Genomic DNA, 24,702 nt, shown 5'->3' on the forward strand with positions numbered 1-24,702 from the left:
AGGCGGCTCCACATGAGCGACAGCGGGTACACATACGAGCAAGCGGGCGTGTCGATCGCCGCCGGCAACGCACTGGTCCGGGCCATCGCGCCGCTGGCGCGCGCCACCCGGCGACCGGGCGCCGATGCCGACCTTGGTGGCTTCGGCGGGTTCTTTGACCTGAAGGCGGCGGGCTTCAGCGATCCGCTGCTGGTGGCGGCGAACGACGGCGTCGGCACCAAGCTGAAGCTGGCGATCGACTACAACCGGCATGCCGGCGTCGGCATCGATCTCGTTGCGATGTGCGTCAACGACCTCATCGTCCAGGGTGCCGAGCCGCTGTTCTTCCTGGATTATTACGCGTCGGGAAAACTGGATTCGAAGGTTGCGGAGCAGGTCATCGCGTCGATCGCGGAGGGCTGCCAGATCGCGGGCTGCGCGCTGATCGGCGGCGAGACGGCCGAGATGCCCGGCATGTACGCCGATGGAGATTATGACCTCGCGGGGTTCTGCGTCGGGGCGGTGGAACGTGATCATGTGCTCACCGGCCGCGATATCGCGGAGGGTGACGTGATGCTGGGTCTCGCATCCTCCGGCGTCCATTCGAACGGCTTCTCCCTTGTGCGGCGTCTGGCGGCGGACAAGTCGTGGAAGCTGGATCGACCGGCATTGTTCGATCCCGAGGTGCTGCTGATCGATGCGCTGATGGCTCCGACTCGCATCTATGTCCGCAGTCTTCTTCCGCTGCTGCGCGCTGGGCGCGTGAAGGGCCTGGCGCATATCACCGGCGGCGGTTTGCTGGAGAATATCCCGCGCGTCCTCCCGAAAGGTGTTCGCGCCGAGGTGAATGCCGATGCATGGCCGCAATCCCGACTGATGGCCTTTCTCCAGGCACAAGGCGCGATCGAGCCGGAAGAAATGGCCCGCACCTTCAACTGCGGCATCGGCATGGTGGTCGTCGCCGCGCCAGAAGCCGCCGATGCCGTCGCGGCCGAACTGACCGCTGCCGGTGAGCAGGTGTTCCAGATCGGGCGCATCATCAATGGTGAGCGCGGCTGCACCGTGACGGGGTCGACCGGAACATGGAGCGCGCGCGCGCCGTGGCGGGCGAGCCACGACGCGTGACTGCCAACGTCGGCGTTCTGATCTCCGGCCGGGGATCGAACATGCGGTCGCTCGTCGCCAACGCGACGGAGGCATATAAGGTCGTCGTTGTCGCATCGAACCGCCCGTCTGCGGAAGGGCTGGTCTGGGCGCGTGAGCAGGGCATCCCCACATTCGCCCTGTCGCCCAAGGAAGTCGGCAAGCAAGCCTATGAGGCCGCGCTGGACGCCGCGTTGCGGGAGGCAGGCGCCGAATATCTCGCCCTGGCTGGCTATATGCGCCTGCTTTCCGACGACTTCGTTGCCCGTTGGCGCGACCGGATCATCAACATCCACCCGTCATTGCTGCCGAAGTATAAGGGGTTGGACACTCATGCCCGCGCCATTGCCGCAGGAGATGCGGAGGCGGGCTGTTCCGTGCATATCGTCACCGAAGAACTGGATGGCGGGGCGGTTCTGGGTCAGGCACGTGTACCGATCAAATCCGGCGACACACCGGAGACATTGGCGGCGCGCGTCCTCGACGAGGAGCATCGGCTCTATCCGCGCGTTCTGGCGGAATGGCTGACACGCTGACCCCATCTGAAGAGGCTCTTGAGCGGGTGCGCGGCATCGCGCTCGCTCTGCCGGAGGCTGCCGAGCGCCCGCCGCACGGCTCCCCAGGCTTCTACATCGAGGGCGGCAAGTTCTTCGCCTATTTCTGGCACGATCATCATCAGGATGGTGAGACGGCAGTGATCGTGAAGACCAGCGGCCTCGATGAACAGGCCATGCTGATCGAAAACGATCCTGCCCTATACTACAAGCCGGCGTATCTTGGCCCGTCGGGCTGGGTCGCGTTGTGGGTCTGCGGTTCGGATACGGATTGGGAGCGCGTAGCGGACCGAGTCGCGCAGAGCTGGGAGCTGGCGGCGCCACGACGCCTGCTGGAAATGGGCGGGCGTTGAGCGAAACCCCGGATCAGGCTGCAACTCGCCGGCGATGGATTTCGCTCGCGGAGCTGGTCGCCGTCTCCGGCCTCATCATCGGCGCGCTCACGCTGTGGATGAACTGGAGCGACAAGCGACATTCTGCGGCAGAGAAGGCCGCCGAGCGTGTGGCGGCCAACGCAGCGGAAGCGCGCTTCTCCTTGCAAGCGTCGCTCAATCGCGATGGCAGCGAAGTGGAACTGGTCGATCCCCGGCACGACCTGCTCGAGACCACAATCACTTTTCCATCGCAACTGAAAGTCGTCCCGAATAGCCCCGCCACTGCACGCATCGAGAAGGATTGGTTTGCCGACGCCGTGCTGCAGGCGATGGATGGCGGCGCCGACAGTCGTGAAGGGCGGCTGCCTGTGCTCGTGACAGCCAGCTATCGCTCAGGTAATGAAATGAGAAGCGGCAGCGCCATCGTGGAGGTCGTCTGGCGTACCCGTGGCAACCTGCTGCGCGGGCGGAGCCTTTCGCTTGAGGCGGCGCGGGTTCGCGAACTCGGCGGAACGTCGAAAGCGGTTGATCGCTTGTGGGCAGACGAACTGAAACGTCAGAGCGAGCGCGCGTAGATCACGTCATCGCACCAGCCCGCACCTACGCTGAAGCGGCGGGTACCAACTGGGCTGAACCCCTCACGTTCGTAGAAGGTGCGTGCGCGATGGTTGCGGTCCAGCACGCCCAACAGGAGGCGTCGTCCGCCCAAAGCACGGGCATCAGCGATCGCGGTAGCCATCAGATGATGTCCAAGCCCGGTTCCGCGCGTGATCGACAGGGCGTAGATCCGGCGCAGCTCGATGTCGCCGGGCGTTTGCGCAACGGGAAGGTCCGGGGTGGTCAGGACCGTATAGCCGACCGGCGCGAACCCCTGGGGATGCTCTGCCAAGGTCAAGATGCTTGCGGGATCTTCGGCCCATCCTGAGAACTTCTCGGGCGAGCTGTTGCGCGCGCAATGCGCAACGATATCGGCGCCGGGCAGAATGCCGGCGAACGTTTCAAGGAAGCTGGCGGCCGCGATCATCGCCATGGCCTGTGCATCAGCCGCAGTGGCGCGACGAAGCCGCCAGTTCCCGGTCATCAGTTCAGCCGACGATCTCTTCGGGCTTGAAGAAATAGGCGATCTCGATCGCCGCATTCTCATCCGAGTCCGAACCATGAACCGAATTGGCTTCGATCGACTCGGCGAGTTCCTTGCGGATCGTGCCCGGCGCTGCGTTCTCCGGGTTGGTCGCGCCCATGATGTCACGGTTGCGCTGCACGGCGTTCTCACCCTCGAGAACCTGTACGACGACCGGACCCGAGATCATGAACGACACCAGGTCGTTGAAGAACGGGCGCTCCTTGTGCACCGCGTAGAAGCCCTCTGCCTGCTCCTTGGTCATCTGGATGCGCTTGGATGCGACGACGCGAAGCCCGGCCTCTTCCAGCATCTTGGTGACAGCGCCGGTCAGGTTGCGGCGGGTGGCGTCCGGCTTGATGATCGAAAACGTGCGATTGGCGGCCATGATGGTCGCTCCTGTAGTTGAAGATGTGCGGAAACAGCGGCGCCGTTACCCGTGAGCGGCGTTCAGCGCAACTGTCGGGATGATCGCCGACGCGCAGGGACGTCAGACCCGACCAAGCTCCGCGGTCATGCCGCCTGCTCCCAGCGCCCGGCGTCATTCTGCTTCCAGTAACGCCGCTCGACATTGTCACGTTCGCCCAGCGATCGCCAAGCAGCCCGTGCCTCGGCAATCCGCTCCTCATCGAAGAAGTGAAAGGCCCGGTCGAAATCGAGCGCATCGTCGCGCCAGTTTCCGTCTACGAGAGCGACATGCTGGGCATTGTTTGCGGCATTCACATCCCCCGCGATCAGGATGGGCTGGTCAGCATCTTCCTCCCCGCCTTCGCAGCCGTGCGGCAGGAAGCTGTCGCTGGAATATTCCCACAGCAACCGATCGAGCGCGGCACGCTGCGCATCGTCGCCGGCCACGATGAGCAGGCGGGCACCGCTTTCGAGCACGCGCTCCGCAATCCGCGGCAGCGCGCGCTCAAGCGGCATGCTGGTCAGATGATAGAAGTCGACCTGCACCGCGCTCAGACCATCACTTCTCGAAATTTTCGGCAACGAAGGCATCGAGCAGCCGGACACCAAAGCCGGTCGCGCCCTTGCCCCATGTCGGCCCATCCTTCTCGGACCATACCATGCCGGCGATATCCAGATGGGCCCAGCGAACATCGTCCTCGACGAACCGCTTGATGAACTGCGCGGCCGTGATCGAGCCACCGCCACGCGGCCCGACGTTCTTCATGTCGGCGATCGCGCTGTCGATCAGCTTGTCGTAGGCAGGCCCCATCGGGAATCGCCACAGGGCGTCCCCGCTGGCCTTGCTCGCGCACAGCAACTGATCCGCCAGCCCATCATCGTTGGCGAAGAGGCCGCCCTGTTCGTTGCCGAGGCTGATGATCATCGCGCCGGTCAGCGTTGCAAGGTCGACGATCGTCTTCACCTTGTGGGTGCGCTGTACCCAGGTCACGCAGTCGCACAGGACCAGCCGGCCTTCTGCGTCGGTATTGATGACCTCGATCGTCTGCCCCGACATCGACGTCACCACGTCACCCGGCCGCTGCGCATTACCGTCGGGCATATTCTCCACCAGGCCCATGACGCCGATGACGTTCGCCTTTGCCTTGCGCAGCGCCAGCGTCTTCATTGCGCCCGCGACGGCGCCCGCACCGCCCATGTCCCACTTCATGTCCTCCATACCGGCCGCAGGCTTGATGGAGATGCCGCCAGTGTCGAACGTTACGCCCTTGCCGACCAGCGCAAGTGCGGGGTCACCTTCGCCCGCGCCGTTCCAGCGCAAGGCGAGTAGCCGCGCCTCGCTCCGGGAGCCTTGCGACACGCCAAGGAGCGCACCCATGCCGAGTTCCCGCATCGCCGCCTCGTCCAGCACGGTCACTTCAAGGCCGAGCCCGTCGACTTCCTTCGTCGCCAGGTCGACGAAGCTTTCGGGGTAAAGAATGTTGGGCGGAAGGGTGACGAGCGTCTTCGTCAGCGCGAGACCCTGCGTAACCGCATCACGCGCCACCCACGCCTCCTTTGCATCGGCCGGTGCGCCGACGATGGTGACATTGGCGAGCGACGGCTTCGCATCCTCGGCAAGCTTCGTGCGATAAACGTCATACCGCCACGCCCGCTGAGCGGCACCCGCTGCAAACCGTGCTGCGGCAACGGCCGTGCTTCCGGAGAGGTCGGCGGTCACCTCCGTCACACCTGACGTCAGCAGGCGAGCGGTCAGCGCGCCTCCCGCCCGCTCATAGCCCGCGTCGTCGCCCTCACCCACGCCCAGCATTAATATCCGGCCGGAGCTTACATAGGCCTCGGCAACCGAACCCGCTTCACCCTTGAACCGCTGCCCCGCAGCGGCAGCAGCGATGATCGCGCTTGCTTCGGCATCCATGCCAGGCAGCGAGATCGTCCCGGCCGCATCCTTCTTCACGGGGAATGCAAGCACCGGCGATGCCGTGGGGCGGGAGTCGGCAAAGGTGACGTTCATGGCTCTTCCTCTTGTTTCGCGACGCAGATAGGGACTGACCCTGCCGGTGGCAAAGCGTTGCAGCGGCTCGCGCACGATGCGATAGGGCTTTCTACCGGTGCCCCGACGGGCTTCGGAAAGGGGTTTCCAGTTTTGCGAGTAATCGAGTGACGCGTCTCGAGCTTTTGGCCAGTTGCGCGTTTTCGCTAGCCCTGCTCGCCGGCACAGCCAGCGCACAGGATCTGCAGGATCGCACCGTGCCGCCCCCGCCTCCGCAAGCGGTGGCGAGCCCTTCAGCGCAGCCGGCTGACGAGGATCAGATCGACTTCAGCGCCGGCTCGCTCGAATATGACTATGAAGCCGATGTGGTTACCGCGCTGACCGATGTGCGGATGTTCCGCGCCGGCCAGCGGCTGCGTGCGGACAAGGTGGTCTGGAACCGAAAGACCGGCAGGGTCGTGGCGAGCGGCAACATCGCCGTGACCAGCCCCGAAGGCGACACTGCCTATGGCGACTCGATCGAACTGACCGACTCGCTGAAAGACGGCGTCATCGACAACATGCTCGTCGTGCTGGAGCGTGGCGGGCGGCTCGCGGCGGAGCGGGGGACACGGCAGGAAAACGGGACGATCTCGCTCGATCGTGCGGCTTACACGGCCTGTTCGGTCGTCAGCTCGGATGGCTGCCCGAAGGAGCCGACGTGGAAGGTCACGGCGGTCCGCGTAACCTACCGCCCCGATCGGGAGCGAGTCTATTACGTCGGCGCCCAGGTTCATCTGTTTGGGCTGCCGTCGATCCCGCTCCCCAAGTTCTCGCATCCAGTTGGAGAAGCGACCGCGAGCGGGCTGCTCTCGCCCACGATCCGCTATGACCGGGTCAACGGTCTGGAAGTGGCCACACCCTATCTGTTCAGCCTCGCACCCAACCGAAAGCTGACGGTGACACCGCACGTCTATTCGGCGGTGTTGCCGATGATGCAGGCCAATTATGAGCAGTTGGACGAACTGGGCGCCTTCAGCGTGACCGGCTACGGGACGGTCAGCCGGCGGAGCGACGATCTGGCAAGTGGCTTCAATTCTTCGACCGAACAGGCATTCCGCGGCTATCTCGACGGTGTCGGACGTTTTCAGTTCAACGAGAATTGGAGCCTTTCCGGATCGCTGCGGCTGGCAACCGATCGCACGTTCTTGCGCCGATACGACATCTCGAACGCCGATCGTCTGCGGACGACCGCGGCGCTGGAGCGGATCGATCAGGATAGCTACTTCTCGCTTGCCGGATGGGCGACCCAGACACTTCGCGTCGGTGAACGCCAGGGTATGCAGCCGGTTGCCTTGCCGGAAATGGACTATCGCCGGCGCCTGCAGGAAAATGTGCTGGGCGGGACGGTGCAGCTGCACGTCAATACACTCGCGATCGGGCGCAAGGCCGGCCAGGATACCCAGCGTGCCTTCGCCAGCGCGCGATGGGATCTCAGGCGCCTGACCAACTGGGGCCAGGAAGTCACCTTTACGGCATTCGCACGGGGCGACGCCTATAACACCAGCGACACGGCGGCGACGCGGATCGCGAGCTATCGCGGGCTGGACGGTTTCCACACACGCGCCATCGGTGCCCTGGCGGTGGACGTGCGCTGGCCGTTTGTTGGAGCGGTCGGCAATGGCACGCAACGCATCTCGCCCCGCCTCCAGATCGTCGCCTCGCCGAGGATCAAGAATCTCGATATTCCCAACGAGGACGCACGATCGATCGACCTGGAGGATTCGAACCTCTTCGCGCTCAACCGCTTCAACGGCTATGATCGCTGGGAAGACTCGACCCGCGCGACCTATGGCTTTGAGTATGCTCTAGATCTTCCGGGCTTCAGCGCGACGGCCAACATCGGACAAAGCTATCGCCTGTCAGATCGCGTCGCGATCTTCCCGTCCGGTACAGGGCTGAGCGACCGGTTTTCCGACATCGTCGGCCGCACCACACTTCGCTTCCGCGATTTCGTGTCCTTCACGCATCGCTACCGCGTCGACAAGGACAGCCTGGCGGTCCGGCGCAATGAAATCGACGCCACGGTCGGATCTCGGTCCACCTACGTGGTCGTCGGGTACCTGAGGCTCAACCGTGACATCGACGAGCTCGAGGACCTTCAGGACCGCGAGGAAGTCCGCGTTGGTGGCCGCGTGCAGTTCGCGCGCTTCTGGTCGGCGTTCGCGTCGGGCCTGATCGATCTCACCGATCGCAGCGATGACGTATTCTCGGTCGCGGACGGGTTCGACCCGATCCGGCACAGGCTCGGCGTCCAGTACGAGGATGACTGCCTCACTTTGGGCCTGACCTGGCGCCGGGACTATCGGACCACGGGCGACGCACGCCGGGGCAGCAGCTATCTGTTGACGCTGGCATTCAAGAACCTCGGACGCTAAGCCGCGGTTCAGCTACGGATATGCATGTGCCGTGATGGGCACCATGGCGTGCAAGATGGGATTCCGGAACGAGTGACGACGATGGGCAACAAGGCGGCACGACTCGGCCGGCTCGCAGGCTTGGTTCTGGCTGTCGCTGCTGCAGGAGCAGCGACCGGCCAGACCGGAAGCACGACTGTTGAGGATCAAGCAGTTCCGGAAACGGGCCTGAACATCCCACAGAACCTGCAGATCTTCGGCAATGTCGATCCGAACGTCCGCAAGGCGACAGCGATCGTGAACGACAATGTGCTGACGCGTACCGATGTGGACCAGCGCGTGGCGTTGATCCGCGCAGCGAACAACGTGGACCTCAGCCCGGAGGATATGGACCGCCTGCGCCTTCAGGTCCTACGCCAACTCATCGACGAAGTGCTCCAGATCCAGCAGGCAAAGACCGCTGATATCACGATCACCGATGACGAGCTGAACCAGAGCTTCGCGCGCGTCGCGCAGAACTTCAACCGTACCCCGGATCAGTTCCGCGAATTCCTGCGTCAGCAGGGCTCCTCGGAACGGTCGATCAAGCGGCAGATCGAGGGCGAACTGGCATGGCAGCGGTATCTGCGTCGCCGCGTCGAGCCGTACGTCAACGTCGGTGAGGAAGAGGTGAAGGCGATCCTGGATCGTCTGGAAGCTGCCAAAGGCACCGACGAATATCACCTGAACGAGATTTACCTGTCGGCCACGCCTGACCGCACCGAGGAGGTGTATGGCGCGGCTCGTCAGTTGATCGGTGAGATCCAGAAGGGCCAGGCTCCGTTCGGCTATTTCGCCCGCAACTTTTCCGAAGCGTCGACACGCGGCGTGAACGGCGACCTTGGCTGGGTGCGCGCTGCGCAGCTGCCGGCTGAACTGGCCGAAGCCGCGGGCCAGATGCAGGTCGGTCAGGTGGTCGGCCCGGTGGCAGTCCCGGGTGGCTTCTCCATCCTGTATCTCGTCGACAAGCGTCAGGTCCTCATGGCGAACGCGCGCGATGCGCGGCTCAGCCTGAAGCAGATGACGATAAAGTTCCCGGCCGGCACGACGCAGGCGCAGGCAACCCAGCGCACGGCGAAATTCGCCGACACGATCCGCCAGCTTCAGGGCTGCGGCTCGGTTGAGAAGGTGGCCGCGACGATCAACGCCGAGGTCGTCCAGAACGACGCGATCCGGATCCGCGATCTTCCGGCGCCGCTGCAGGACATCATGGTCAATTTGCAGGTCGGCCAGGCGACGCCGCCCTTCGGCAACCCTGAGGAAGGCGTGCGCACGCTGGTCCTTTGCGGCCGCGACGACAGCGCCTCTGCCCAGCTTCCGGGCTCGGAGCAGATCCAGAGCCAGCTCGAACAGCAGCGCGTCAATCTGCGTGCGCAGCAGGCGCTGCGCGACCTGCGGCGTGACGCGATCGTGGAGTATCGTTGACATCGCGAGCCTAGCACCACTTGCCGTTTCGATGGGCGATCCAGCTGGCGTCGGGCCAGAGGTGATCGCCAAAGCTTGGGCTGCACGTTCGATCGCCGCCCTGCCCCGCTTCTTCGCCGTGGGCGATGCGCGCGCGATCGAGCGGGTGTGGAAAGGGCCGGTCGCCAAGATCAACGATCTGCGTGAGGTGGACGCGGCGTTCGATCAGGCGCTGCCGGTCCTGACCGTCGAGGATGCCGGCGAGATTACCCCGGGAGAGCCGGACGCCGACGGTGCGCGATGTGCGCTGCACTCGCTGGAACTGGCGGTGGGGCTTGCACGATCGGGCGCTGCGCGTGCGCTTGTCACCGGACCGGTGTCGAAGGCGCAGCTTTACGATATTGGCTTCAACTATCCCGGTCAGACGGAGTTCGTGGCCGAGCGGTTCGGCGTCGCGCGCGAGAATGCCGTGATGATGCTCGCCGGCCCATCGCTGCGGGTCGTGCCGATGACCACCCATGTGGCATTGGCGGACGTACCCGGGCTGCTCTCGATCGACCTGATCGTTGCGAAGGCCCGCGCGACGGCCAGGGGCTTGCGCCGCAACTTCGGCATCGAAAAGCCGCGCCTCGCCTTCGCCGGCCTCAATCCTCACGCCGGAGAATCCGGCGCGTTGGGGCGCGAGGAGATCGAGGTGATCGAGCCTGCCATCGCGATTCTGCGCGAGGAGGGTATCGCCGCGGTGGGCCCGTTTGCGGCCGACACGATGTTCCATGCGCGTGCGCGCAGCCATTATGACGCTGCATTGTGCTGCTACCATGATCAGGCGTTGATCCCGCTGAAGGCGCTCCATTTCGATGATGGCGTCAACATCACATTGGGGCTGCCCGTGGTTCGCACCTCGCCGGATCACGGCACCGCCTTCCCGCTCGCTGGCCAGAACCAGGCGGAGCCGGGCGCCATGATTGCCGCGATCCTGATGGCCGCAGAGGCTGCTGCCCACCGGGCTGCCTGCCCAAATCTATGACGGAACTGCCGCCGCTGCGCGACGTGATCGCGCGGCATGGATTGAGCGCGTCAAAGGCGCTTGGTCAGAACTTCCTGTTCGACGCGCAGCTGCTCGCCCGCATCGCGCGTATTCCGGGCGACCTTGCTGGCGCCGAGGTGCTGGAGGTCGGCCCCGGGCCGGGCGGGCTGACGCGTGCCTTGCTGCAAGCTGGCGCGAACGTGACCGCCATTGAGCGCGACCGTCGCTGCATCCCTGCGCTCGACGAACTGAGCGTCGCGTTCCCCGGCCAGTTGTCGGTCATCGAGGGCGATGCGCTGGCGATCGACCCTCGACCGCTGTTCAAGGGCAAGCCGCACATCGCCGCCAACCTTCCGTACAACGTCGGAACCGCGCTTCTCGTCGGCTGGCTGTCGGCAGAGTGGTTTCCGTGGTGGCAATCGCTTACCCTGATGTTCCAGCGCGAGGTTGCCGATCGCATCGTGGCTGCACCGGGCACCGACGCCTACGGGCGGCTGGCGGTGCTGGCGCAGTGGCGCAGCGTTCCGCGGATCGCGATGCCCGTTCATCGCTCGGCGTTCACGCCGCCGCCAAAGGTGATGTCTGCGGTCGTTCACATAGTGCCGAAAGAAGCGCCGGAGGGCGTAGACCTGCGCCGCTTGGAAGCGCTGACCGCCGCCGCATTCGGCCAGCGTCGAAAGATGCTGCGCCAGAGCCTCCGCAGCCTTCCCGGCGCGCTCGAGGCATTGGAGGCGGAGGGTATCGACGCAACCCGACGCGCCGAGACAGTCAGCGTGGCGGAGTTCGTCGCTGTGGCTCGCCGGCTCAGCTAAACGCCCTCCGCGGCTTGGCGATCAGTCCTTTGCGGTAGGTTTCACCGGCACCGTGCTGGCGGTCGCAACCGGCGGCCCCTTGGCGATCACACTCGCCAGCGCGTTGGCCTGCGGACAAGCGGTCTTGCAGAGGGTCTTTACCCGCGCCAGATTTGCCTTGGCCCGCTCGACCGCGCCCTTCGCCACCAAGGCTTCGCCCTGGCCCTGAAGGGCGTTCACGTCATTGGGCTCCAGCAGCAACGCCTCGCGATAAAGCCGGATCGCCTTGCCCGGCAGGCCACGCGCCCGCGACAATTCGGCCAGCTCGATGAAGCCCTGCCGATTGCGCGGATCAACGACGACCGCCGTTTCAATGAGGTCGATCGCGCCCTCGACATTGCCTGCAGCCCGGGCTGCACGGCCCTGCTCCAGCAACGCCATCGACTTTGCATCAATCTGGTCGTCCGGCCGCGCGCCGTGCAGCGACGTCGAGATCGAAACCATCGCGAGAGCGGCTGCGACGGCGACGGACGTGTAACGCATCAAGGGCTCCAGCTTCGGCACGACGTCAACGAGTTAGCATGGCGCCAGCAGCCGCGCGACGAAAAAACCGTCCGTGCCGTCACGCGCCGGGGTCAGCCGATGGCCATTGCCGAGAGCAGCGCCAAGGGGAAGATCGATGGGAGCGGCGCTCCAGCCGGCATGACCGCGCAGGAACGCATCCACCTGGTTGCTCCCCTCCTCGTCAAGGAGCGAGCAGACCACATAGACTAGCGCCCCGCCCGGCCGCACCAGCGTTTCTGCCACCTCGAGCACGTGCGCCTGGGTCGCGGTCAGTCGAGCAAGCCGATCCGGCGTGAGGCGCCACCGTGCCTCGGGGTTACGCCGCCAAGTCCCCGTCCCCGAGCAGGGCGCGTCGACGAATACCACGTCTGCGGTGCGCTGCAGGTCGGCAAGCGCCTCCAGCTCCCGATTAGGGTTGAGGAGGCGAGTCTCCACGATCGAAAGCCCCGCCCGGGCGGCGCGCGGCGCCAGACGCGAGAGACGTGCGCGATCAACATCGCAGGCGACGATGCGACCTTCACCGCCCATCGCGTCGCCCAGTGCCAGCGTCTTGCCGCCAGCTCCCGCGCACAGATCCACTACCGTCATGCCTGCGGACGCCGCTGCGGCGAGCGACACCGCCTGGCTGCCAGCGTCCTGCACCTCCACCGCGCCCGCCATCGACGCGACATCGGTTCCCGAGGGCAATCGCAGCCCCTGCGGCAATCCCGGGATCACCTGCGCATCGGGCCAATGTGCGAGCACCTCTGCATGGCCCACATCCTTGCGCAGACGCACGTCCAGCGGCGCCCGCTCAACCAGTGCGGGCCATTCGTCCGGACCGATCCCGGCGCGTTCGAGCGCCTCGCCGATCCAGCCCGGTACCGTTCCCGGAACCGCCACTGGCTCGTCGGTTGATAAAGGCGCAGGACCATGAGCTGAGCCGTCGAAGGTCGCGGCAAGCTGCTCATCCGCCCTCGCGAGCAGACACATGGCGGCACGGCCGGAGGCTGGAGCCTCGCCGCAGCTGCGGATCGCGGCATATACCAGCTCTCGCACAGCACGCCGGTCCTTCGACCCGGCATAGCGCCGCGTGGCAAAGTAGCGCGCGATCAGCGTATCTGCCGCCGCCCCGCCCTCGCGCGCTGCGGCAATGATCGCGTCGAGGAGCTCGATCGCAGCCTGGGTGCGTGCAGCGGGCGTCACGGGAGATCAGCGCGTCGGGTAATTGGGGGCTTCGCGCGTGATCGTCACGTCATGAACGTGACTTTCCTTCAGTCCCGCGCCGGTGATGCGGACAAAGTTGGCGCGATCGCGCAGTTCGGTGATGGTTGCGGCACCGGTGTAGCCCATCGCTGCCTTGATCCCGCCGACCAGCTGGTGGATCACGTCACGCGCGGGCCCCTTGAACGGCACCTGTCCCTCGATGCCCTCCGGCACGAGCTTCAGCTGATCCTTGATGTCGCCCTGGAAGTAGCGGTCGGCAGAGCCGCGGCCCATCGCGCCAACGCTGCCCATGCCGCGGTACGACTTGTACGCACGGCCCTGGTACAGGAAGGTTTCGCCAGGTGCCTCTTCTGTACCGGCCAGCAACGATCCGACCATGCAGGTCGCGGCGCCAGCGGCGAGCGCCTTGGCGAGATCACCCGAGGTGCGCAGCCCACCGTCGGCGATCACTGGCACGCCGCTACCCCGTGCAGCCTCGGCGCAGTCCATGACGGCGGTCAGCTGCGGCACGCCCACGCCGGCGACGACACGGGTGGTGCAGATCGAACCCGGGCCGATGCCGACCTTGATCCCGTCCGCGCCGGCATCGATCAGCGATCGGGTCGCCTCGGCGGTGGCTACGTTGCCGGCCACCACCTGGAGCGAGTTGGACAGCTTCTTCACCCGCTCGACCGCGCGCGCCACATCACGGTTGTGGCCGTGCGCCGTGTCGATCACCACCAGATCGCACTCGGCGTCGACCAGCGCCTCGGTGCGCTCGAAACCCTTGTCCCCCACGGTCGTCGCCGCCGCCACGCGCAGCCGGCCTGCCGCATCCTTCGTGGCGTCCGGATAGGTGACGGCTTTCTCGATATCCTTCACCGTGATCAGGCCGACGCAGCGATAATCCTCATCAACGACGATCAGCTTCTCAATCCGCCGCTGGTGAAGCAGGCGCCGCGCCTCTTCCTGCCCGACGCCGACGCGCACCGTCGCCAGGTTCTCGCGCGTCATCAGCTCGGACACAGGCTGCATCGGGTTTTCGGCAAAGCGGACATCGCGGTTGGTCAAGATGCCGACTAGGCGGCCGTTCGCCTCCACGACCGGGATGCCGCTGATCCGGTTTTGCGCCATCAGCGCCTGCGCTTCGGCCAATGTCGCCCAGGGGCTGATCGTGATCGGATTAACCACCATTCCGCTTTCGAAGCGCTTCACCTGACGCACCGCCGCAACCTGTTCTTCGATGGTCAGATTGCGGTGCAGCACCCCCATGCCGCCCAGCTGCGCCATGACGATCGCCATGTCCGCCTCTGTCACTGTATCCATCGCGGAGGAGAGGATCGGGATATTAAGAGCGATGTCCCGCGTTACCCGCGTGCGGGTATCCGCTCCGCTCGGCAACACCTCGGAAGCGCCGGGGACGAGCAGTACGTCGTCGAAGGTGAGGCCGAGCCGAATATCCATGAGATGCCGTTTCCGTTGCGCAGGGAAGTGGCGGGCCATGTAACCGCGCGGGCGCCAATCCGCTAGGCCCCCTCGCATCCGACTGCTAGGCTATTGAACGAAAAGCGAGAGGATCGAGGCGAATGGCACTTCTCACCGCGGCGCTCGTTCTGGTGCTGGTCCTTCTGTACCTGATGATCAGCATCAAGATCGTGCGCCAGGGCTATCAATACACGATCGAGCATTTCGGCCGGTACACCACCACGGCGGCGCCGGGGTTCAATTTCTATCCGGCCTTCTTCTATCGCGTTGGCCGCCGGGTGAACATGATGGAACAGGTCATCGACATTCCGGGGCAGGAGATCATCACCAAGGACAATGCGATGATCTCCACCGACGGGGTCGTCTTTTTCCAGGTGCTGGACGCCGCCAAGGCCGCCTATGAAGTCTCCGACATGCATACGGCGCTGCTGCAGCTGACCACCACCAACCTGCGCACTGTCATGGGATCGATGGATCTCGATGAGACGCTGTCCAAACGTGACGAGATCAACGCGCGGCTTCTCGCGGTAGTCGACCATGCGACGACACCGTGGGGCGTCAAGATCACCCGCGTCGAGATCAAGGACATCCGCCCGCCCGCCGATATCGTGAATGCCATGGGACGCCAGATGAAGGCGGAACGCGAAAAACGCGCCAATATCCTTGAGGCAGAAGGCATGCGCGCTTCCGAAATCCTGCGCGCTGAAGGCCAGAAGCAGGCCCGAATCCTCGAAGCAGAAGGCCGCCGCGAAGCCGCATTCCGCGAAGCTGAAGCGCGCGAGCGCGGCGCTGAGGCCGAGGCGAAGGCGACACAGGTCGTATCGGACGCCATCGCGCAGGGCGGGACGCAGAGCCTCAATTACTTCATCGCGCAAAAGTACGTCGAGGCGGTCGGCAAATTCGCGACGAGTCCGAATGCCAAGACGATCCTCTTCCCAGTAGAGGCCACCCAACTGGTCGGCACGCTGGGCGGGATTGGCGAACTGGCCAAGGCTGCACTTGCTGAAGCCGGCGTGGCGACCAACCCGCCACCTTCCGCCGCGCGCCAGACGGTGCCTCGTGTTCGCGAACGCGGACCTGAATGATGCTGGACGGCATCCTCTCCAACATGGCGCTGGTGTGGCTCATCGGCGCGGTGCTTCTGGCGATTGCGGAGCTGCTCGTTCCCGGCATCTTCCTGATCTTCGTTGCCATTGCGGCCGCGGTGCTGGCGGCGGTGACCTTCGCGTTTCCGGATTTGCCGATCGCGGTGCAGCTCGCCGTATTTGCAACTTGGAGCGTGATGACCGTGATGATCGGCCAAAGCTGGTACCGCGATTATCCGGTGGATTCGAGCGATCCGCACCTGAATGATCGCGCGGCCCGGCTCGTCGGCCAGCATGTGACCGTCACCGCGCCGATCGTTTCCGGCCGGGGCCGTGTCCGGATCGGCGACGGCGAATGGCCTGCCACTGGACCTGACAGCCCGGCCGGGGCGACGGTGCGCATCGTCAAATTCGATGGCGTCACTGCGGTAGTGGAGAAGGTCTAGGCCCGGGCCGGGTGATCAGCGGCAAGCACATCATCCACCTGAACAAGGCGACGGCGCGGCAGCGCCTCGGGCATTTCGTCGCGAATGAAGGCGAGCATGGCTTCCCGAAGATCGCACCGCAGGTCGAAGGCGGTGGCCGCATTCTTGGCGGTCGCGAGGACACGCACCTCGATCGCGTCGGGCCTCGTATCGGTTACCTGAAGAACAAAGGCGCGACCGTCCCAGCGCGGGTTCGCACGGACGACCTGTTCGTAATGTGCGCGAAGCCTGGGAATGTCGGCGGTCGGATCCAGCCAGAAGAAGGCGCTGCCAAGCAACTGGCTCGTGTTGCGGGTCCAGTTCTGGAACGGCATCTCGAGAAATCGGGATACCGGAACAACCAATCGGCGCTCATCCCAAAGAGCAACCACCACATAGGTGAGGCGGATCTCCTCCACCCTTCCCCACTCACCCTCGATGATCAGCACATCGTCGATCCTGATCGGCTCGGTAAAGGCAAGCTGGACGCCGGCGATCAGGTTCTTGAGCGCAGGCTGCGCTGCGGCACCCACTGCAAGACCGGCAAGGCCGGCGGATGCCATGAGCGTGATCCCGATGCTCCTGATGCTGGGGATAGACAACAGCATCAAGGCGATGGTGATCAGCGCGATGGCAATGACGCCGATCCGGCTGAGGATCGTGGTTCGTGTGCGCCGGCGGCGGGCACGAAGATTGTCTTCGACCGCGATGTCGTATCGGATCTCGACCGCCCGCGCATATACCCGAACGATCGTGATCAGCAGCCACCCGATCAGGCCGGGGACGATGAAACCCGCGGCGAGCCCCCACAGCTCGTTGGCCCAGGATGGCAGATCGAGGAAGCGTCGGCTCGCCGCGAGCGCAATTGCGGCTGCGATCCAGCGCAGCGGTCGCTTCGCGAGCGCCAACGCGGCGTCGTCAATCGAATCTGGTGTGCGTGCGGCCAGACGCCGGCCGACCGCCATGAAGAGCGCGTGAACAACGAGCCCGACCAACACCGCCCCGGCCGCGATCGCGACATTGGCGATCAGCGACGGCACCTCCCAGCCAGTCCACTCGATCCTCATGCCAGCACAAGCGACCTTGAGGAGCCGCGGTTCCACTGCATTGCAGCATCACTCTTGTCACACACCATTGAGACATCAGCCGCTTTGCAGTATCGCTCCGTTCCATGACGGCAACGATCGCGCTCGTCGACGACGACCGAAATATCCTCACCTCCGTGTCTATCGCGCTTCAGACCGAAGGGTTTCTGACGCGGGTCTATTCGGATGGTGAGACAGCGCTGAAGGCTCTGGTGGATAATCCGCCGGACCTCGCAATCTTCGACATCAAGATGCCGCGAATGGACGGGCTGGAGCTCCTTCGGCGCTTTCGTGAGCGCAGCCAGGTTCCGGTCATCTTCCTGACGAGCAAGGATGATGAACTCGACGAGGCGCTTGGCCTCGCGATGGGCGCGGATGATTATATTGCCAAGCCCTTCAGCCAGCGGCTGCTGATCGCGCGTATCCGCGCCATCTTGCGCCGCACCGACCTCGCGCTGGCGAGCGAGCCTGGCGAGGCTGAGATTGCGGCGGCGCTCGACCGCGGGCACCTCTCGATGGATCCCGCGCGGCATAAGGTGACGTGGAAGGGTGAACCGGTCACGCTGACGGTCACCGAATTCCTGATCCTGGAGACGCTGGCGCAGCGCCCTGGCATCGTGAAGACCCGCAATCAGTTGATGGACGCGGCGTACCAGGACGACATCTACGTCGATGACCGCACGATAGATTCCCACATCAAGCGCGTTCGTCGCAAGTTCCGACAGGTTGATCCGGCCTTTGACGCCATCGAGACTTTATATGGCGCCGGATACCGTTTCTCAGAAGAATGACTCCAGCGACCTGACGCTTCGCTGGTCCGGGCGGGTATCGCTTACCCGCCGGATCCTCGCGGTGAATGTGTTCGCCCTCCTGCTTCTGGCAGGCGGGTTCTTTTACCTCGATTCCTATCGCAGCAGGATCCTCGACAGCCGAACGGAGCAGGCGATCCGGGAGGCGCGCCTCATGGCGGAGGCTCTGGCCGTCGCCCCGGCGGCTTCGCGCGCGCCGCTCATTCGCCTGTTTGCGCGCGATACGGGCACACGCATCCGCCTTTTCGCTGCCAATGGCGACCTGCTCTACGACAGCCGCGCCTTGGGCGAGCGCAACTTCCTGCTGCGCGATCCAGACAAGGACGGCCTCGGCCAGCGAATTGCGCGCTTTCTCGACGCCGGCATCGACACCGTCGTCGGAGCCAAACGCCCGCCATTGTATCGTGAGCGTGACGATGGGCTGGACTGGACGGACGTGAAGAGCGCGCTGACCGGTTACCCATCGGGCACGGTTTGGCGGGCGCCCGATCGCACCCCGGTCATTACCGCAGCCGCGCGGCAGCCGAACGGTAACGCCGCCCTGATGACCACGATCAACGCGCGAGACATTACCCAGACCGTACGGGTCGAGCGTTTCCGGCTGAGCGTCGTCCTGGCCGTCGTGACGCTGGTGTCGATCCTCCTGTCGCTCTTCCTCGCGCGCACGATCGTCCGGCCGCTCCGCCGGCTCGCGCGGGCGGCGGTTCGCGTCCGCTTGGGACGTGCGCGCGAGGTGGTGGTGCCGCGCCTGCCGGATCGACGGGACGAAATCGGCATGCTGGCGCGCGCGCTGTCGGACATGAGCCTCGCGCTGCGGGCACGCATCGACGCGACCGAGGCATTCGCAGCCGACGTCACGCACGAATTGAAGAACCCCCTCGCCTCCCTCCGCTCCGCCGTTGACGGCCTCGCCAGCGTCAAGGATCCCGAACTTCAGGAGCGCCTGTTGGCGATCGTTCGGGACGACGTGCACCGCCTGGATCGTTTGATCAGCGACATTTCGGATGCCTCGCGACTGGACGCGCAGCTCAGCCGCGCAAAATTCGAACCCGTCGATATCGGCGCGATGCTGAAGGCGATCATTGCCCATCATCAGGAGCGCGGTATCGACCGTGACGTTCGCCTTCGGTTCGATGATGCCGGCGCAACGCCGCTCGTCATCCTTGGGGAAGGCGCGCGCCTTGAGCGGGTGTTCGAGAATCTGATCGACAATGCGGTCTCGTTTTCCCCGCAGGGCGGTGTCGTGTCGATCGCGCCCGCAGTCCGTGCGGGGAAGCTTGAGCTGCGCTTCGAGGACGAAGGGCCAGGCGTGCCCGAGGACGCGCGCGAAGCCATCTTCCGTCGATTTCAGTCGATCCGTCCCGACGGCGAGGATTTCGGGCGGCACTCCGGCCTGGGATTGGCGATTGCCCGGACGATCGTGGAGGCGCATGGCGGGACAATTCACGTCGAGTCGCGGGAGGATCGATTAAGTGGCGCCCGCTTCGTCCTCCGCCTCCCCTTCCCCGGTTATCAATAACATGCCTGGCATTGAGACTATTCACGCCTCGACCGTTGCGATCGACGGGCGGGGGATAATGCTGATGGGTCCATCAGGCGTGGGTAAATCCGATCTCGCGCTTCGCCTGATCGATCGGGGGGCGTTGCTGGTGTCCGATGACTATACCCGGCTCACACCGACGCCCTCGGCATTGCTCGCCAGTGCGCCAATGACCATTGGCGGGCGCCTGGAAATTCGCGGCCTCGGGATTGTGCCGGTTCCCCACGTTGATGACGTGCCCGTCGCGCTGGCCGTCCGGCTTCTCCGGGACAACATGCCCGCGCCCGAGCGTATGCCGGAACGATTGGTCGAGACGTTCGCTGGAATAGCGGTTCGGCTCGTGAACCTTGATCCACGACCGACCTCCGCACCACTCGTCATCGAATATGCCTTGAGACACGATTTCCCATGACGCCTCCTTCCCAAATCCTGCTGGTCACCGGGATGTCCGGAGCAGGCAAATCCACCGCCCTGAACACGCTGGAGGATCTGGGATGGGAGATCGTCGACAATCTCCCCCTGTTCCTGCTCGATCGCCTGCTTAGTGCCGAGGCGGCTCTTGGTCGTGATGAGACGTCACGTCCGCTTGCCATCGGCATCGGCGCGAACACGCGGGACTTCGATGCGGAAGCGATCGTGAGACTGGTCGATCGGCTTCGGTCCGCCGGTCGGCACGACATCAGCGTCCTGTTCCTTGACTGCGCATCCGACGAGCTTGCCCGGCGCTATGATGAAACGCGCCGTCGCCACCCCCTCGCCGCCGACCGCCCCGCACGGGAAGGGATCGAGCGGGAGCGTGCCCTTGTCGATCCACTGCGCCGCTGGGCGGCGGGCCTGATTGACACCAGCTACTACACCAGTGCCGATCTCGCACAGGCTATCCGGCGCCGGTTCTTCCACCCGGGTCTGGGAGAACCCGCGATCACGGTCATGTCTTTCGGCTTCTCGCGGGGCTTGCCCCGGGACGCCGATCTCGTCTTCGACATGCGGTTTTTGCGCAACCCGCATTGGGATCCCGCGTTGCGTCCGGGCACGGGTATCGACGCGCCGGTCGCGGACTATGTTGCGCAAGATCCTGCCTATGAGCCTGCCGTGTCGCGGATCGAGGACCTTCTGCTGCTGTTGCTGCCCCGCTACCGCGCCGAAGGAAAATCCTATATCAATATCGCTTTCGGTTGTACCGGCGGAAGACACCGGTCGGTCCATGTGGCGGAGCGCGTGGCGGCGCGGTTGCGCAGCGCGGCATTTTCGCCCACGGTGGTCCATCGGGATCTTGCCGCACTGCAGCAGGGTACGTTCGAGGATCGGCCTGACGGGCAATGAACGGATTGACGACACAGATGATCGGGCTGGTGCTCGTTACGCACGGCCGGCTGGCCGATGAATTCGTGACGGCAATGGAACATGTGGTGGGGCCGCAGGAGCAGGTGCGCACGGTCGCGATCGGCCCTGACGACGACATGGAGGCGCGCCGCGCGGATATTCGCCAGGCGATCGCCGATGTTGACGGCGGGCGCGGCGTCATCGTCCTGACCGACCTGTTCGGCGGCACGCCCTCCAACCTCGCCATTTCGTTGATGGAGCGCGGCCACATCGAGGTGATCGCAGGCATCAACCTGCCCATGCTGATCCGGCTTGAGTCGGCGCGTCGCAAGATGGGGGTTGCCGCCGCGGTCGCAGCCGCGCGAGAGGCAGGGCGAAAGTACATTTCTGTCGCCTCCGAGGTTCTGGGTATGGGCGAAGCGGTCGCGTGACGGTCTCGCGCGAGGTTCTCATTTCCAACCGCCGTGGGCTCCACGCACGGGCCAGCGCGAAGTTCGTCACCCTTGCAACGCAGCAGCCGATCGCGGTGCAGGTCGCGAAGGGGAGTGCTACCGTGACGGGCACGTCGATCATGGGACTGATGATGCTGGGCGCCGCGAAGGGCGACACGATCACGATCAGCGCGCAGGGCGACAATGCCGCTCAGGTGGTCGACACGATGTGCGCCCTTGTCGAAGAGAAGTTCGGCGAAGACTGACAACGGATCAGAGATGCCGCGTACCATCACCGCTTTTTCCAATCCGCTGGTCAAGCGGATCCAATCGCTGCGCGACAAGCGTCATCGCCGCGAAGAAGGCCTCTTCCTTGCCGAGGGGCTGCGCATCCTGACTGAGGCGCGCGAGACAGGCCGTGTTCCGCGCTATCTGTTCTTTGCCGCCCCCAGCGCCCGGCATCCGCTCGTATCCGCACTGGTGGATGCGGTCGAAGGCAGCGGCGGCGAAGCGATCGAGACCAGCGAAGCGATCCTCTCGAAGCTGTCGGGCAAGGATAATCCCCAGGCCGTGGTCGGTGCGTTCGACACGTTCGATTCGCGTCTCGAGGATCTTGATCGCACCGCCAGCCCGATCTGGCTTGTCGCCGAACGGCTCCGAGATCCCGGCAACCTCGGCACGATCCTGCGCACGGGAGATGCGGTGGGTGCGGGCGGACTGGTCCTGATCGGCGACAGCGTCGATCCATTCTCGACCGAAGCAGTGCGGGCCAGCATGGGGGCGCTGTTCACCGTGCCACTGGTGCGCGCATCGTGGGACCAGTTCCTGCCTTGGCTGCGAAGCGGGCCCGGCCAGTTGGTCGGCCTGAGCCTGCGCACCGACAACCATTACCGTCATGCAGATTATCAAACGCCCACGTTCCTTCTGACGGGCAACGAAGCGCAAGGCCTGCCGGCGGAGATCGAGGCGGAATGCGACCTCCTCGTCAAAATGCCGATGCTTGGGAAAGCGGACAGCCTGAATGCGGCTGTCGCGACTGCGGTGATGGCGTATGAGGTCCTCGCCCACGCGCAGAACAGAGGGTAGCTTTTCATGTCTACGGCCGATCTCCCGTACCGACCCTGCGTGGGCGTCATGCTGCTCAATGGCAGCGGCAAGGTATTCGTCGGCCAGCGGCTGGATACTACCCTGGAGGCTTGGCAGATGCCCCAAGGCGGCATCGACCCGGGCGAACAACCCCTGGAAACGGCGCTGCGCGAACTGGGCGAGGAAACCGGTATCCGGCCAGAGCACGTCTCCCTGATCGCCGAGGCGCCGCAGGAGTTCCGCTACGACCTTCCGCCTGAGCTCATTGGGAAGGTATGGAAGGGCCGCTACCGCGGGCAAGTCCAGCGCTGGTTCCTCTTCCGCTTCCTCGGCTCGGACAATGACATCCGGATCGACACGCAGCATCCCGAATTCCGCGCCTGGAAATGGGCAGACCCCGCAGACTTGCCGACCATCATTGTTCCGTTCAAGCGCACGCTCTATCGGGAAGTGCTCGGCGCCTTTTCAACTCACCTCGGTTGACCCACTGCCCACCGGCCTTCCGTTCACCCGCTTCACGCTTTTAGGTATGACTGCATCGTGATCTACCCGCTCCTCCTGATCGCTGCGACAGCTGCTGCTGATGGAGGCGCCACGCAGGATGAGGAGCGGATCGTCATTCCGCCGCCGATCCGCGCGATGCTGGATGCCGCCATCGCCTCGGGTAACGAGAACGAGGTTTCGACCATCGTCAAATATGCCCGCGCCGCCGATCCGGCGAGCGGCGATGCTGTGCTGCGGATCGCGGACGAATGGCGCGAGGTGCGCGCCAAGGATCGCCAGACGCGGATCGTCCGGGCCGGCTGGACCGACCTGTGGGTCGGGCGCGCCGAGGTGGGAGGCTTCATCACGACCGGTAATTCCAACACGGCGGGCGCAACCGGCGTGCTGGACCTGACGCGCGAAGGGCTGGAGTGGCGGCACAAGCTACGCGGGCGGATCGATTACCAGCGCAGCCTCGGCATCACCACGCGCGAACATTATCTCGCCGCTTATGAGCCCAACTGGAAACTCGATTCCCGTCGCTATGTCTATGGCGCGCTTCAGTATGAAAGCGATCGCTTCCTGGGCTATTCCGATCGTTATTCGGCATCGGCCGGTGCGGGTTACAGCGCGATCCAGTCACCCAAGGTGACGCTGAACCTGGAACTGGGCCCTGCCTTCCGTCACACGGAATTCACCGATGCAACGGTGGAGAGCAGCATCGCAGCGCGCGGGAGCGTGGACTTTGACTGGAAACTGACCCCCGGCCTGACGCTGCGGCAGGACGCATCGGCCTATCTGCAGCAGTTCAACTCCACCGTCAGCAGCACGACCGCGATGGCCGCCAAGCTGCTGGGGCCGCTCTCCGCGCAGGTGAGCTACACAGTACAATATGAAAGCATGCCGCCCGAGGGCCGCGTGTCCACGGACACGATCAGCCGGGCGTCGCTGGTGTATACGTTCTGACAGCCATGCGCGCGCGCCTTGAACGGGCACGCGCAAACATTCCCGAGCAGCGTCAACTCAGCGGAGCGCACCAGCCAGCAGCTTGTGCAATTTGGAGTGCAGGCCGTCATTGGCGGCGAGGAACTCGTTGCGTTCCAGCGCGCGATCACCACCGCGGAAATCGGTCACGAAGCCGCCGGCTTCCTTGACCAGCAACATGCCGGCGGCGACGTCCCAGATGTGCAGCTTTGATTCCCAATAACCGTCGAACCGGCCGGCCGCGACCCAGGCAAGATCAAGCGCCGCCGAGCCCAACCGGCGGATACCCGCCACCTGCGGCGCAATGGAGCCGAAGATGCGGGTCCATTCGGCAAAGTCACCATGGCCCATGAACGGGATGCCGGTCGCGACGACCGCCTCGGTCAGCTCACGACGAGAAGATACGCGCAGGCGCTGGTCCTGCAACCACGCCCCGCGTCCCTTCTCCGCCCAGAAGCTTTCGTCGGTCAGCGGCTGGTAGATCAGCGCGGTCGTGATCTCACGCTTGCCGTTGGGCATCGGCTCTTCAACCGCGATCGACATCGCGAAATGCGGGATGCCGTGCAAGAAGTTGGTGGTGCCATCGAGCGGGTCGATGATGAAACGCGGCTTGTTGGGGTCGCCCGCCACTTCGCCGCGCTCTTCCATGATGAAGCCCCAGTCGGGTCGCGCCTTGGAAAGCTCCTCATACAGCGTCTGCTCGGCACGCTTGTCAGCCATGGACACGAAATCCGCCGGCCCCTTGCGGCTCACCTGAAGGTGCTGGACTTCGTTGAAGTCGCGCCGCAGCCGTGGCGCGGCCTTGCGAGCGGCGCGTTCGATGACGGTGAAGAGACCGGAATGAGCTGGCATGTCGTCTACTTTCTTGCTTCCCCGTGAGGAAGCGAGGGGAGGGCCTGAAACGAAAACGCGACGCCGGGAGACATGCCCTCCCCTGGCCCCTCCCGCCT

General features: G+C 64.8%; 28 protein-coding genes. 19 read left to right on the plus strand and 9 right to left on the minus strand.

Translation table 11 applies throughout. From position 1 onward, the window contains the following. Positions 1-12: 12 nt before the first annotated feature. From purM to CA236_RS06200, 4 genes are read left to right on the plus strand one after another with little or no spacing between them, the layout of a single operon-like run. Positions 13-1,104: a phosphoribosylformylglycinamidine cyclo-ligase gene (gene purM / locus CA236_RS06185; protein WP_125944960.1), complete on the plus strand. Its 1,092-nt coding sequence runs from the start codon at positions 13-15 to the stop codon at positions 1,102-1,104. After that, the gene (gene purN, locus CA236_RS06190; protein WP_125944961.1) at positions 1,062-1,658 is read left to right on the plus strand and encodes a phosphoribosylglycinamide formyltransferase; all 597 of its coding nucleotides are present in this window, start codon (positions 1,062-1,064) and stop codon (positions 1,656-1,658) included. The genes purM and purN overlap by 43 nt, the downstream gene beginning before the upstream one ends. Further along, entirely contained in the window at positions 1,643-2,029 is a 387-nt protein-coding gene (locus CA236_RS06195) for an MmcQ/YjbR family DNA-binding protein (protein ID WP_125944962.1), read from the plus strand. Before purN ends, CA236_RS06195 begins: the two co-directional genes overlap by 16 nt. Beyond that, entirely contained in the window at positions 2,026-2,625 is a 600-nt protein-coding gene (locus CA236_RS06200) for a hypothetical protein (RefSeq protein ID WP_125944963.1), read from the plus strand. Before CA236_RS06195 ends, CA236_RS06200 begins: the two co-directional genes overlap by 4 nt. On the opposite strand, the gene CA236_RS06205 is transcribed toward CA236_RS06200, so the two are convergent. From CA236_RS06205 to CA236_RS06220, 4 genes are all read right to left on the minus strand, one after another. Continuing rightward, complete coding sequence (locus CA236_RS06205) at positions 2,607-3,080, minus strand: GNAT family N-acetyltransferase (protein WP_241212539.1); 474 nt, start codon at positions 3,078-3,080, stop codon at positions 2,607-2,609. The genes CA236_RS06200 and CA236_RS06205 overlap by 19 nt on opposite strands. Before the next feature lie 55 nt (positions 3,081-3,135). Further along, positions 3,136-3,558 carry a nucleoside-diphosphate kinase gene (ndk, locus tag CA236_RS06210; protein ID WP_046410620.1) on the minus strand — a complete coding sequence of 141 codons (423 nt, stop codon included), beginning with the start codon at positions 3,556-3,558 and terminating at the stop codon, positions 3,136-3,138. 125 nt (positions 3,559-3,683) lie between these two features. After that, positions 3,684-4,124 (minus strand): DNA polymerase III subunit chi, encoded by a 441-nt coding sequence (locus CA236_RS06215; protein ID WP_046410621.1) that lies wholly within the window; start codon positions 4,122-4,124, stop codon positions 3,684-3,686. Between the two features lie 13 nt (positions 4,125-4,137). Next, positions 4,138-5,592 carry a leucyl aminopeptidase gene (locus CA236_RS06220; protein ID WP_125944965.1) on the minus strand — a complete coding sequence of 485 codons (1,455 nt, stop codon included), beginning with the start codon at positions 5,590-5,592 and terminating at the stop codon, positions 4,138-4,140. 146 nt (positions 5,593-5,738) lie between these two features. Here CA236_RS06220 and lptD point away from each other — a divergent pair, with 146 nt between their 5' ends. From lptD to rsmA, 4 genes are all read left to right on the plus strand, one after another. After that, positions 5,739-7,988, plus strand: a complete 2,250-nt coding sequence (gene lptD / locus CA236_RS06225; RefSeq protein ID WP_125944966.1) for an LPS assembly protein LptD — start codon at positions 5,739-5,741, stop codon at positions 7,986-7,988. Positions 7,989-8,069: 81 nt separating this feature from the next. After that, entirely contained in the window at positions 8,070-9,431 is a 1,362-nt protein-coding gene (locus tag CA236_RS06230) for a peptidylprolyl isomerase (RefSeq protein WP_046410625.1), read from the plus strand. A gap of 1 nt (position 9,432) precedes the next feature. Next, positions 9,433-10,437 carry a 4-hydroxythreonine-4-phosphate dehydrogenase PdxA gene (gene pdxA / locus CA236_RS06235; protein WP_125945076.1) on the plus strand — a complete coding sequence of 335 codons (1,005 nt, stop codon included), beginning with the start codon at positions 9,433-9,435 and terminating at the stop codon, positions 10,435-10,437. Continuing rightward, positions 10,434-11,249: a 16S rRNA (adenine(1518)-N(6)/adenine(1519)-N(6))-dimethyltransferase RsmA gene (gene rsmA / locus CA236_RS06240; protein WP_125944967.1), complete on the plus strand. Its 816-nt coding sequence runs from the start codon at positions 10,434-10,436 to the stop codon at positions 11,247-11,249. Before pdxA ends, rsmA begins: the two co-directional genes overlap by 4 nt. Positions 11,250-11,270: 21 nt before the next feature. On the opposite strand, the gene CA236_RS06245 is transcribed toward rsmA, so the two are convergent. The 3 genes from CA236_RS06245 to guaB are packed head-to-tail and all read right to left on the minus strand — an operon-like array spanning position 11,271 to position 14,441. Next, the gene (locus CA236_RS06245; RefSeq protein ID WP_125944968.1) at positions 11,271-11,771 is read right to left on the minus strand and encodes a hypothetical protein; all 501 of its coding nucleotides are present in this window, start codon (positions 11,769-11,771) and stop codon (positions 11,271-11,273) included. A 33-nt stretch (positions 11,772-11,804) separates the two neighbouring features. Further along, a complete protein-coding gene (locus CA236_RS06250) occupies positions 11,805-12,977 on the minus strand; it encodes an RsmB/NOP family class I SAM-dependent RNA methyltransferase (protein ID WP_125944969.1) in 1,173 nt (390 codons plus the stop codon). Positions 12,978-12,983: 6 nt separating this feature from the next. After that, the gene (gene guaB, locus CA236_RS06255; protein WP_125944970.1) at positions 12,984-14,441 is read right to left on the minus strand and encodes an IMP dehydrogenase; all 1,458 of its coding nucleotides are present in this window, start codon (positions 14,439-14,441) and stop codon (positions 12,984-12,986) included. A 122-nt stretch (positions 14,442-14,563) separates the two neighbouring features. On the opposite strand from guaB, the gene CA236_RS06260 reads away from it, so the two are divergent. Together CA236_RS06260 and CA236_RS06265 are read left to right on the plus strand one after the other, a co-directional pair. Beyond that, positions 14,564-15,547 carry an SPFH domain-containing protein gene (locus CA236_RS06260; protein WP_046410634.1) on the plus strand — a complete coding sequence of 328 codons (984 nt, stop codon included), beginning with the start codon at positions 14,564-14,566 and terminating at the stop codon, positions 15,545-15,547. Continuing rightward, positions 15,544-15,993: an NfeD family protein gene (locus CA236_RS06265; RefSeq protein ID WP_346962764.1), complete on the plus strand. Its 450-nt coding sequence runs from the start codon at positions 15,544-15,546 to the stop codon at positions 15,991-15,993. The genes CA236_RS06260 and CA236_RS06265 overlap by 4 nt, the downstream gene beginning before the upstream one ends. Here the strand turns inward: CA236_RS06265 and CA236_RS06270 are convergent. Then, positions 15,990-17,078, minus strand: coding sequence for a mechanosensitive ion channel domain-containing protein (locus tag CA236_RS06270; protein WP_125944971.1), 1,089 nt, complete (start codon positions 17,076-17,078; stop codon positions 15,990-15,992). The two genes, CA236_RS06265 and CA236_RS06270, sit on opposite strands and share 4 nt — an antisense overlap. Positions 17,079-17,182: 104 nt before the next feature. Here CA236_RS06270 and CA236_RS06275 point away from each other — a divergent pair, with 104 nt between their 5' ends. The 9 genes from CA236_RS06275 to CA236_RS06315 are packed head-to-tail and all read left to right on the plus strand — an operon-like array spanning position 17,183 to position 23,734. After that, a complete protein-coding gene (locus tag CA236_RS06275) occupies positions 17,183-17,887 on the plus strand; it encodes a response regulator transcription factor (RefSeq protein ID WP_046410638.1) in 705 nt (234 codons plus the stop codon). Further along, positions 17,856-19,424 (plus strand): stimulus-sensing domain-containing protein, encoded by a 1,569-nt coding sequence (locus CA236_RS06280; RefSeq protein WP_125944972.1) that lies wholly within the window; start codon positions 17,856-17,858, stop codon positions 19,422-19,424. Before CA236_RS06275 ends, CA236_RS06280 begins: the two co-directional genes overlap by 32 nt. A 1-nt stretch (position 19,425) precedes the next feature. Next, positions 19,426-19,857: an HPr kinase/phosphatase C-terminal domain-containing protein gene (locus CA236_RS06285; protein ID WP_125944973.1), complete on the plus strand. Its 432-nt coding sequence runs from the start codon at positions 19,426-19,428 to the stop codon at positions 19,855-19,857. Further along, a complete protein-coding gene (gene rapZ / locus CA236_RS06290) occupies positions 19,854-20,768 on the plus strand; it encodes an RNase adapter RapZ (protein ID WP_046410642.1) in 915 nt (304 codons plus the stop codon). Before CA236_RS06285 ends, rapZ begins: the two co-directional genes overlap by 4 nt. A 17-nt stretch (positions 20,769-20,785) precedes the next feature. Beyond that, the gene (locus CA236_RS06295; protein ID WP_046411740.1) at positions 20,786-21,199 is read left to right on the plus strand and encodes a PTS sugar transporter subunit IIA; all 414 of its coding nucleotides are present in this window, start codon (positions 20,786-20,788) and stop codon (positions 21,197-21,199) included. Next, complete coding sequence (locus tag CA236_RS06300; RefSeq protein WP_046410643.1) at positions 21,196-21,465, plus strand: HPr family phosphocarrier protein; 270 nt, start codon at positions 21,196-21,198, stop codon at positions 21,463-21,465. The genes CA236_RS06295 and CA236_RS06300 overlap by 4 nt, the downstream gene beginning before the upstream one ends. 13 nt (positions 21,466-21,478) lie before the next feature. After that, on the plus strand, positions 21,479-22,285 hold the full coding sequence (locus CA236_RS06305; protein WP_125944974.1) for an RNA methyltransferase: 807 nt from the start codon (positions 21,479-21,481) through the stop codon (positions 22,283-22,285). Positions 22,286-22,291: 6 nt separating this feature from the next. Next, complete coding sequence (locus CA236_RS06310) at positions 22,292-22,768, plus strand: RNA pyrophosphohydrolase (RefSeq protein WP_046410647.1); 477 nt, start codon at positions 22,292-22,294, stop codon at positions 22,766-22,768. Positions 22,769-22,825: 57 nt separating this feature from the next. Beyond that, positions 22,826-23,734 carry a DUF481 domain-containing protein gene (locus CA236_RS06315; RefSeq protein ID WP_231621995.1) on the plus strand — a complete coding sequence of 303 codons (909 nt, stop codon included), beginning with the start codon at positions 22,826-22,828 and terminating at the stop codon, positions 23,732-23,734. A gap of 57 nt (positions 23,735-23,791) precedes the next feature. On the opposite strand, the gene CA236_RS06320 is transcribed toward CA236_RS06315, so the two are convergent. Beyond that, the gene (locus CA236_RS06320; RefSeq protein ID WP_125944975.1) at positions 23,792-24,604 is read right to left on the minus strand and encodes an inositol monophosphatase family protein; all 813 of its coding nucleotides are present in this window, start codon (positions 24,602-24,604) and stop codon (positions 23,792-23,794) included. Between the last annotated feature and the right edge of the window lie 98 nt (positions 24,605-24,702).

Origin of the sequence: Sphingomonas sp. ABOLG, from assembly GCF_003950435.1 — a bacterium.
Taxonomy (GTDB): Bacteria; Pseudomonadota; Alphaproteobacteria; order Sphingomonadales; family Sphingomonadaceae; genus Sphingomonas; species Sphingomonas panaciterrae.

What these genes read in the sequence shown, in the direction of transcription:
- purM (WP_125944960.1), top strand. Translation starts at nt 13, where the DNA reads ATGAGCGACAGCGGGTACACATACGAGCAAGCGGGCGTGTCGATCGCC.
- purN (WP_125944961.1), top strand. Translation starts at nt 1,062, where the DNA reads ATGGAGCGCGCGCGCGCCGTGGCGGGCGAGCCACGACGCGTGACTGCC.
- CA236_RS06195 (WP_125944962.1), top strand. Translation starts at nt 1,643, where the DNA reads ATGGCTGACACGCTGACCCCATCTGAAGAGGCTCTTGAGCGGGTGCGC.
- CA236_RS06205 (WP_241212539.1), bottom strand. Translation starts at nt 3,080, where the DNA reads ATGGCGATGATCGCGGCCGCCAGCTTCCTTGAAACGTTCGCCGGCATT.
- ndk (WP_046410620.1), bottom strand. Translation starts at nt 3,558, where the DNA reads ATGGCCGCCAATCGCACGTTTTCGATCATCAAGCCGGACGCCACCCGC.
- CA236_RS06220 (WP_125944965.1), bottom strand. Translation starts at nt 5,592, where the DNA reads ATGAACGTCACCTTTGCCGACTCCCGCCCCACGGCATCGCCGGTGCTT.
- CA236_RS06230 (WP_046410625.1), top strand. Translation starts at nt 8,070, where the DNA reads ATGGGCAACAAGGCGGCACGACTCGGCCGGCTCGCAGGCTTGGTTCTG.
- rsmA (WP_125944967.1), top strand. Translation starts at nt 10,434, where the DNA reads ATGACGGAACTGCCGCCGCTGCGCGACGTGATCGCGCGGCATGGATTG.
- CA236_RS06245 (WP_125944968.1), bottom strand. Translation starts at nt 11,771, where the DNA reads ATGCGTTACACGTCCGTCGCCGTCGCAGCCGCTCTCGCGATGGTTTCG.
- guaB (WP_125944970.1), bottom strand. Translation starts at nt 14,441, where the DNA reads ATGGATATTCGGCTCGGCCTCACCTTCGACGACGTACTGCTCGTCCCC.
- CA236_RS06260 (WP_046410634.1), top strand. Translation starts at nt 14,564, where the DNA reads ATGGCACTTCTCACCGCGGCGCTCGTTCTGGTGCTGGTCCTTCTGTAC.
- CA236_RS06265 (WP_346962764.1), top strand. Translation starts at nt 15,544, where the DNA reads ATGATGCTGGACGGCATCCTCTCCAACATGGCGCTGGTGTGGCTCATC.
- CA236_RS06270 (WP_125944971.1), bottom strand. Translation starts at nt 17,078, where the DNA reads ATGAGGATCGAGTGGACTGGCTGGGAGGTGCCGTCGCTGATCGCCAAT.
- CA236_RS06275 (WP_046410638.1), top strand. Translation starts at nt 17,183, where the DNA reads ATGACGGCAACGATCGCGCTCGTCGACGACGACCGAAATATCCTCACC.
- CA236_RS06280 (WP_125944972.1), top strand. Translation starts at nt 17,856, where the DNA reads ATGGCGCCGGATACCGTTTCTCAGAAGAATGACTCCAGCGACCTGACG.
- CA236_RS06285 (WP_125944973.1), top strand. Translation starts at nt 19,426, where the DNA reads ATGCCTGGCATTGAGACTATTCACGCCTCGACCGTTGCGATCGACGGG.
- rapZ (WP_046410642.1), top strand. Translation starts at nt 19,854, where the DNA reads ATGACGCCTCCTTCCCAAATCCTGCTGGTCACCGGGATGTCCGGAGCA.
- CA236_RS06295 (WP_046411740.1), top strand. Translation starts at nt 20,786, where the DNA reads ATGATCGGGCTGGTGCTCGTTACGCACGGCCGGCTGGCCGATGAATTC.
- CA236_RS06305 (WP_125944974.1), top strand. Translation starts at nt 21,479, where the DNA reads ATGCCGCGTACCATCACCGCTTTTTCCAATCCGCTGGTCAAGCGGATC.
- CA236_RS06310 (WP_046410647.1), top strand. Translation starts at nt 22,292, where the DNA reads ATGTCTACGGCCGATCTCCCGTACCGACCCTGCGTGGGCGTCATGCTG.
- CA236_RS06320 (WP_125944975.1), bottom strand. Translation starts at nt 24,604, where the DNA reads ATGCCAGCTCATTCCGGTCTCTTCACCGTCATCGAACGCGCCGCTCGC.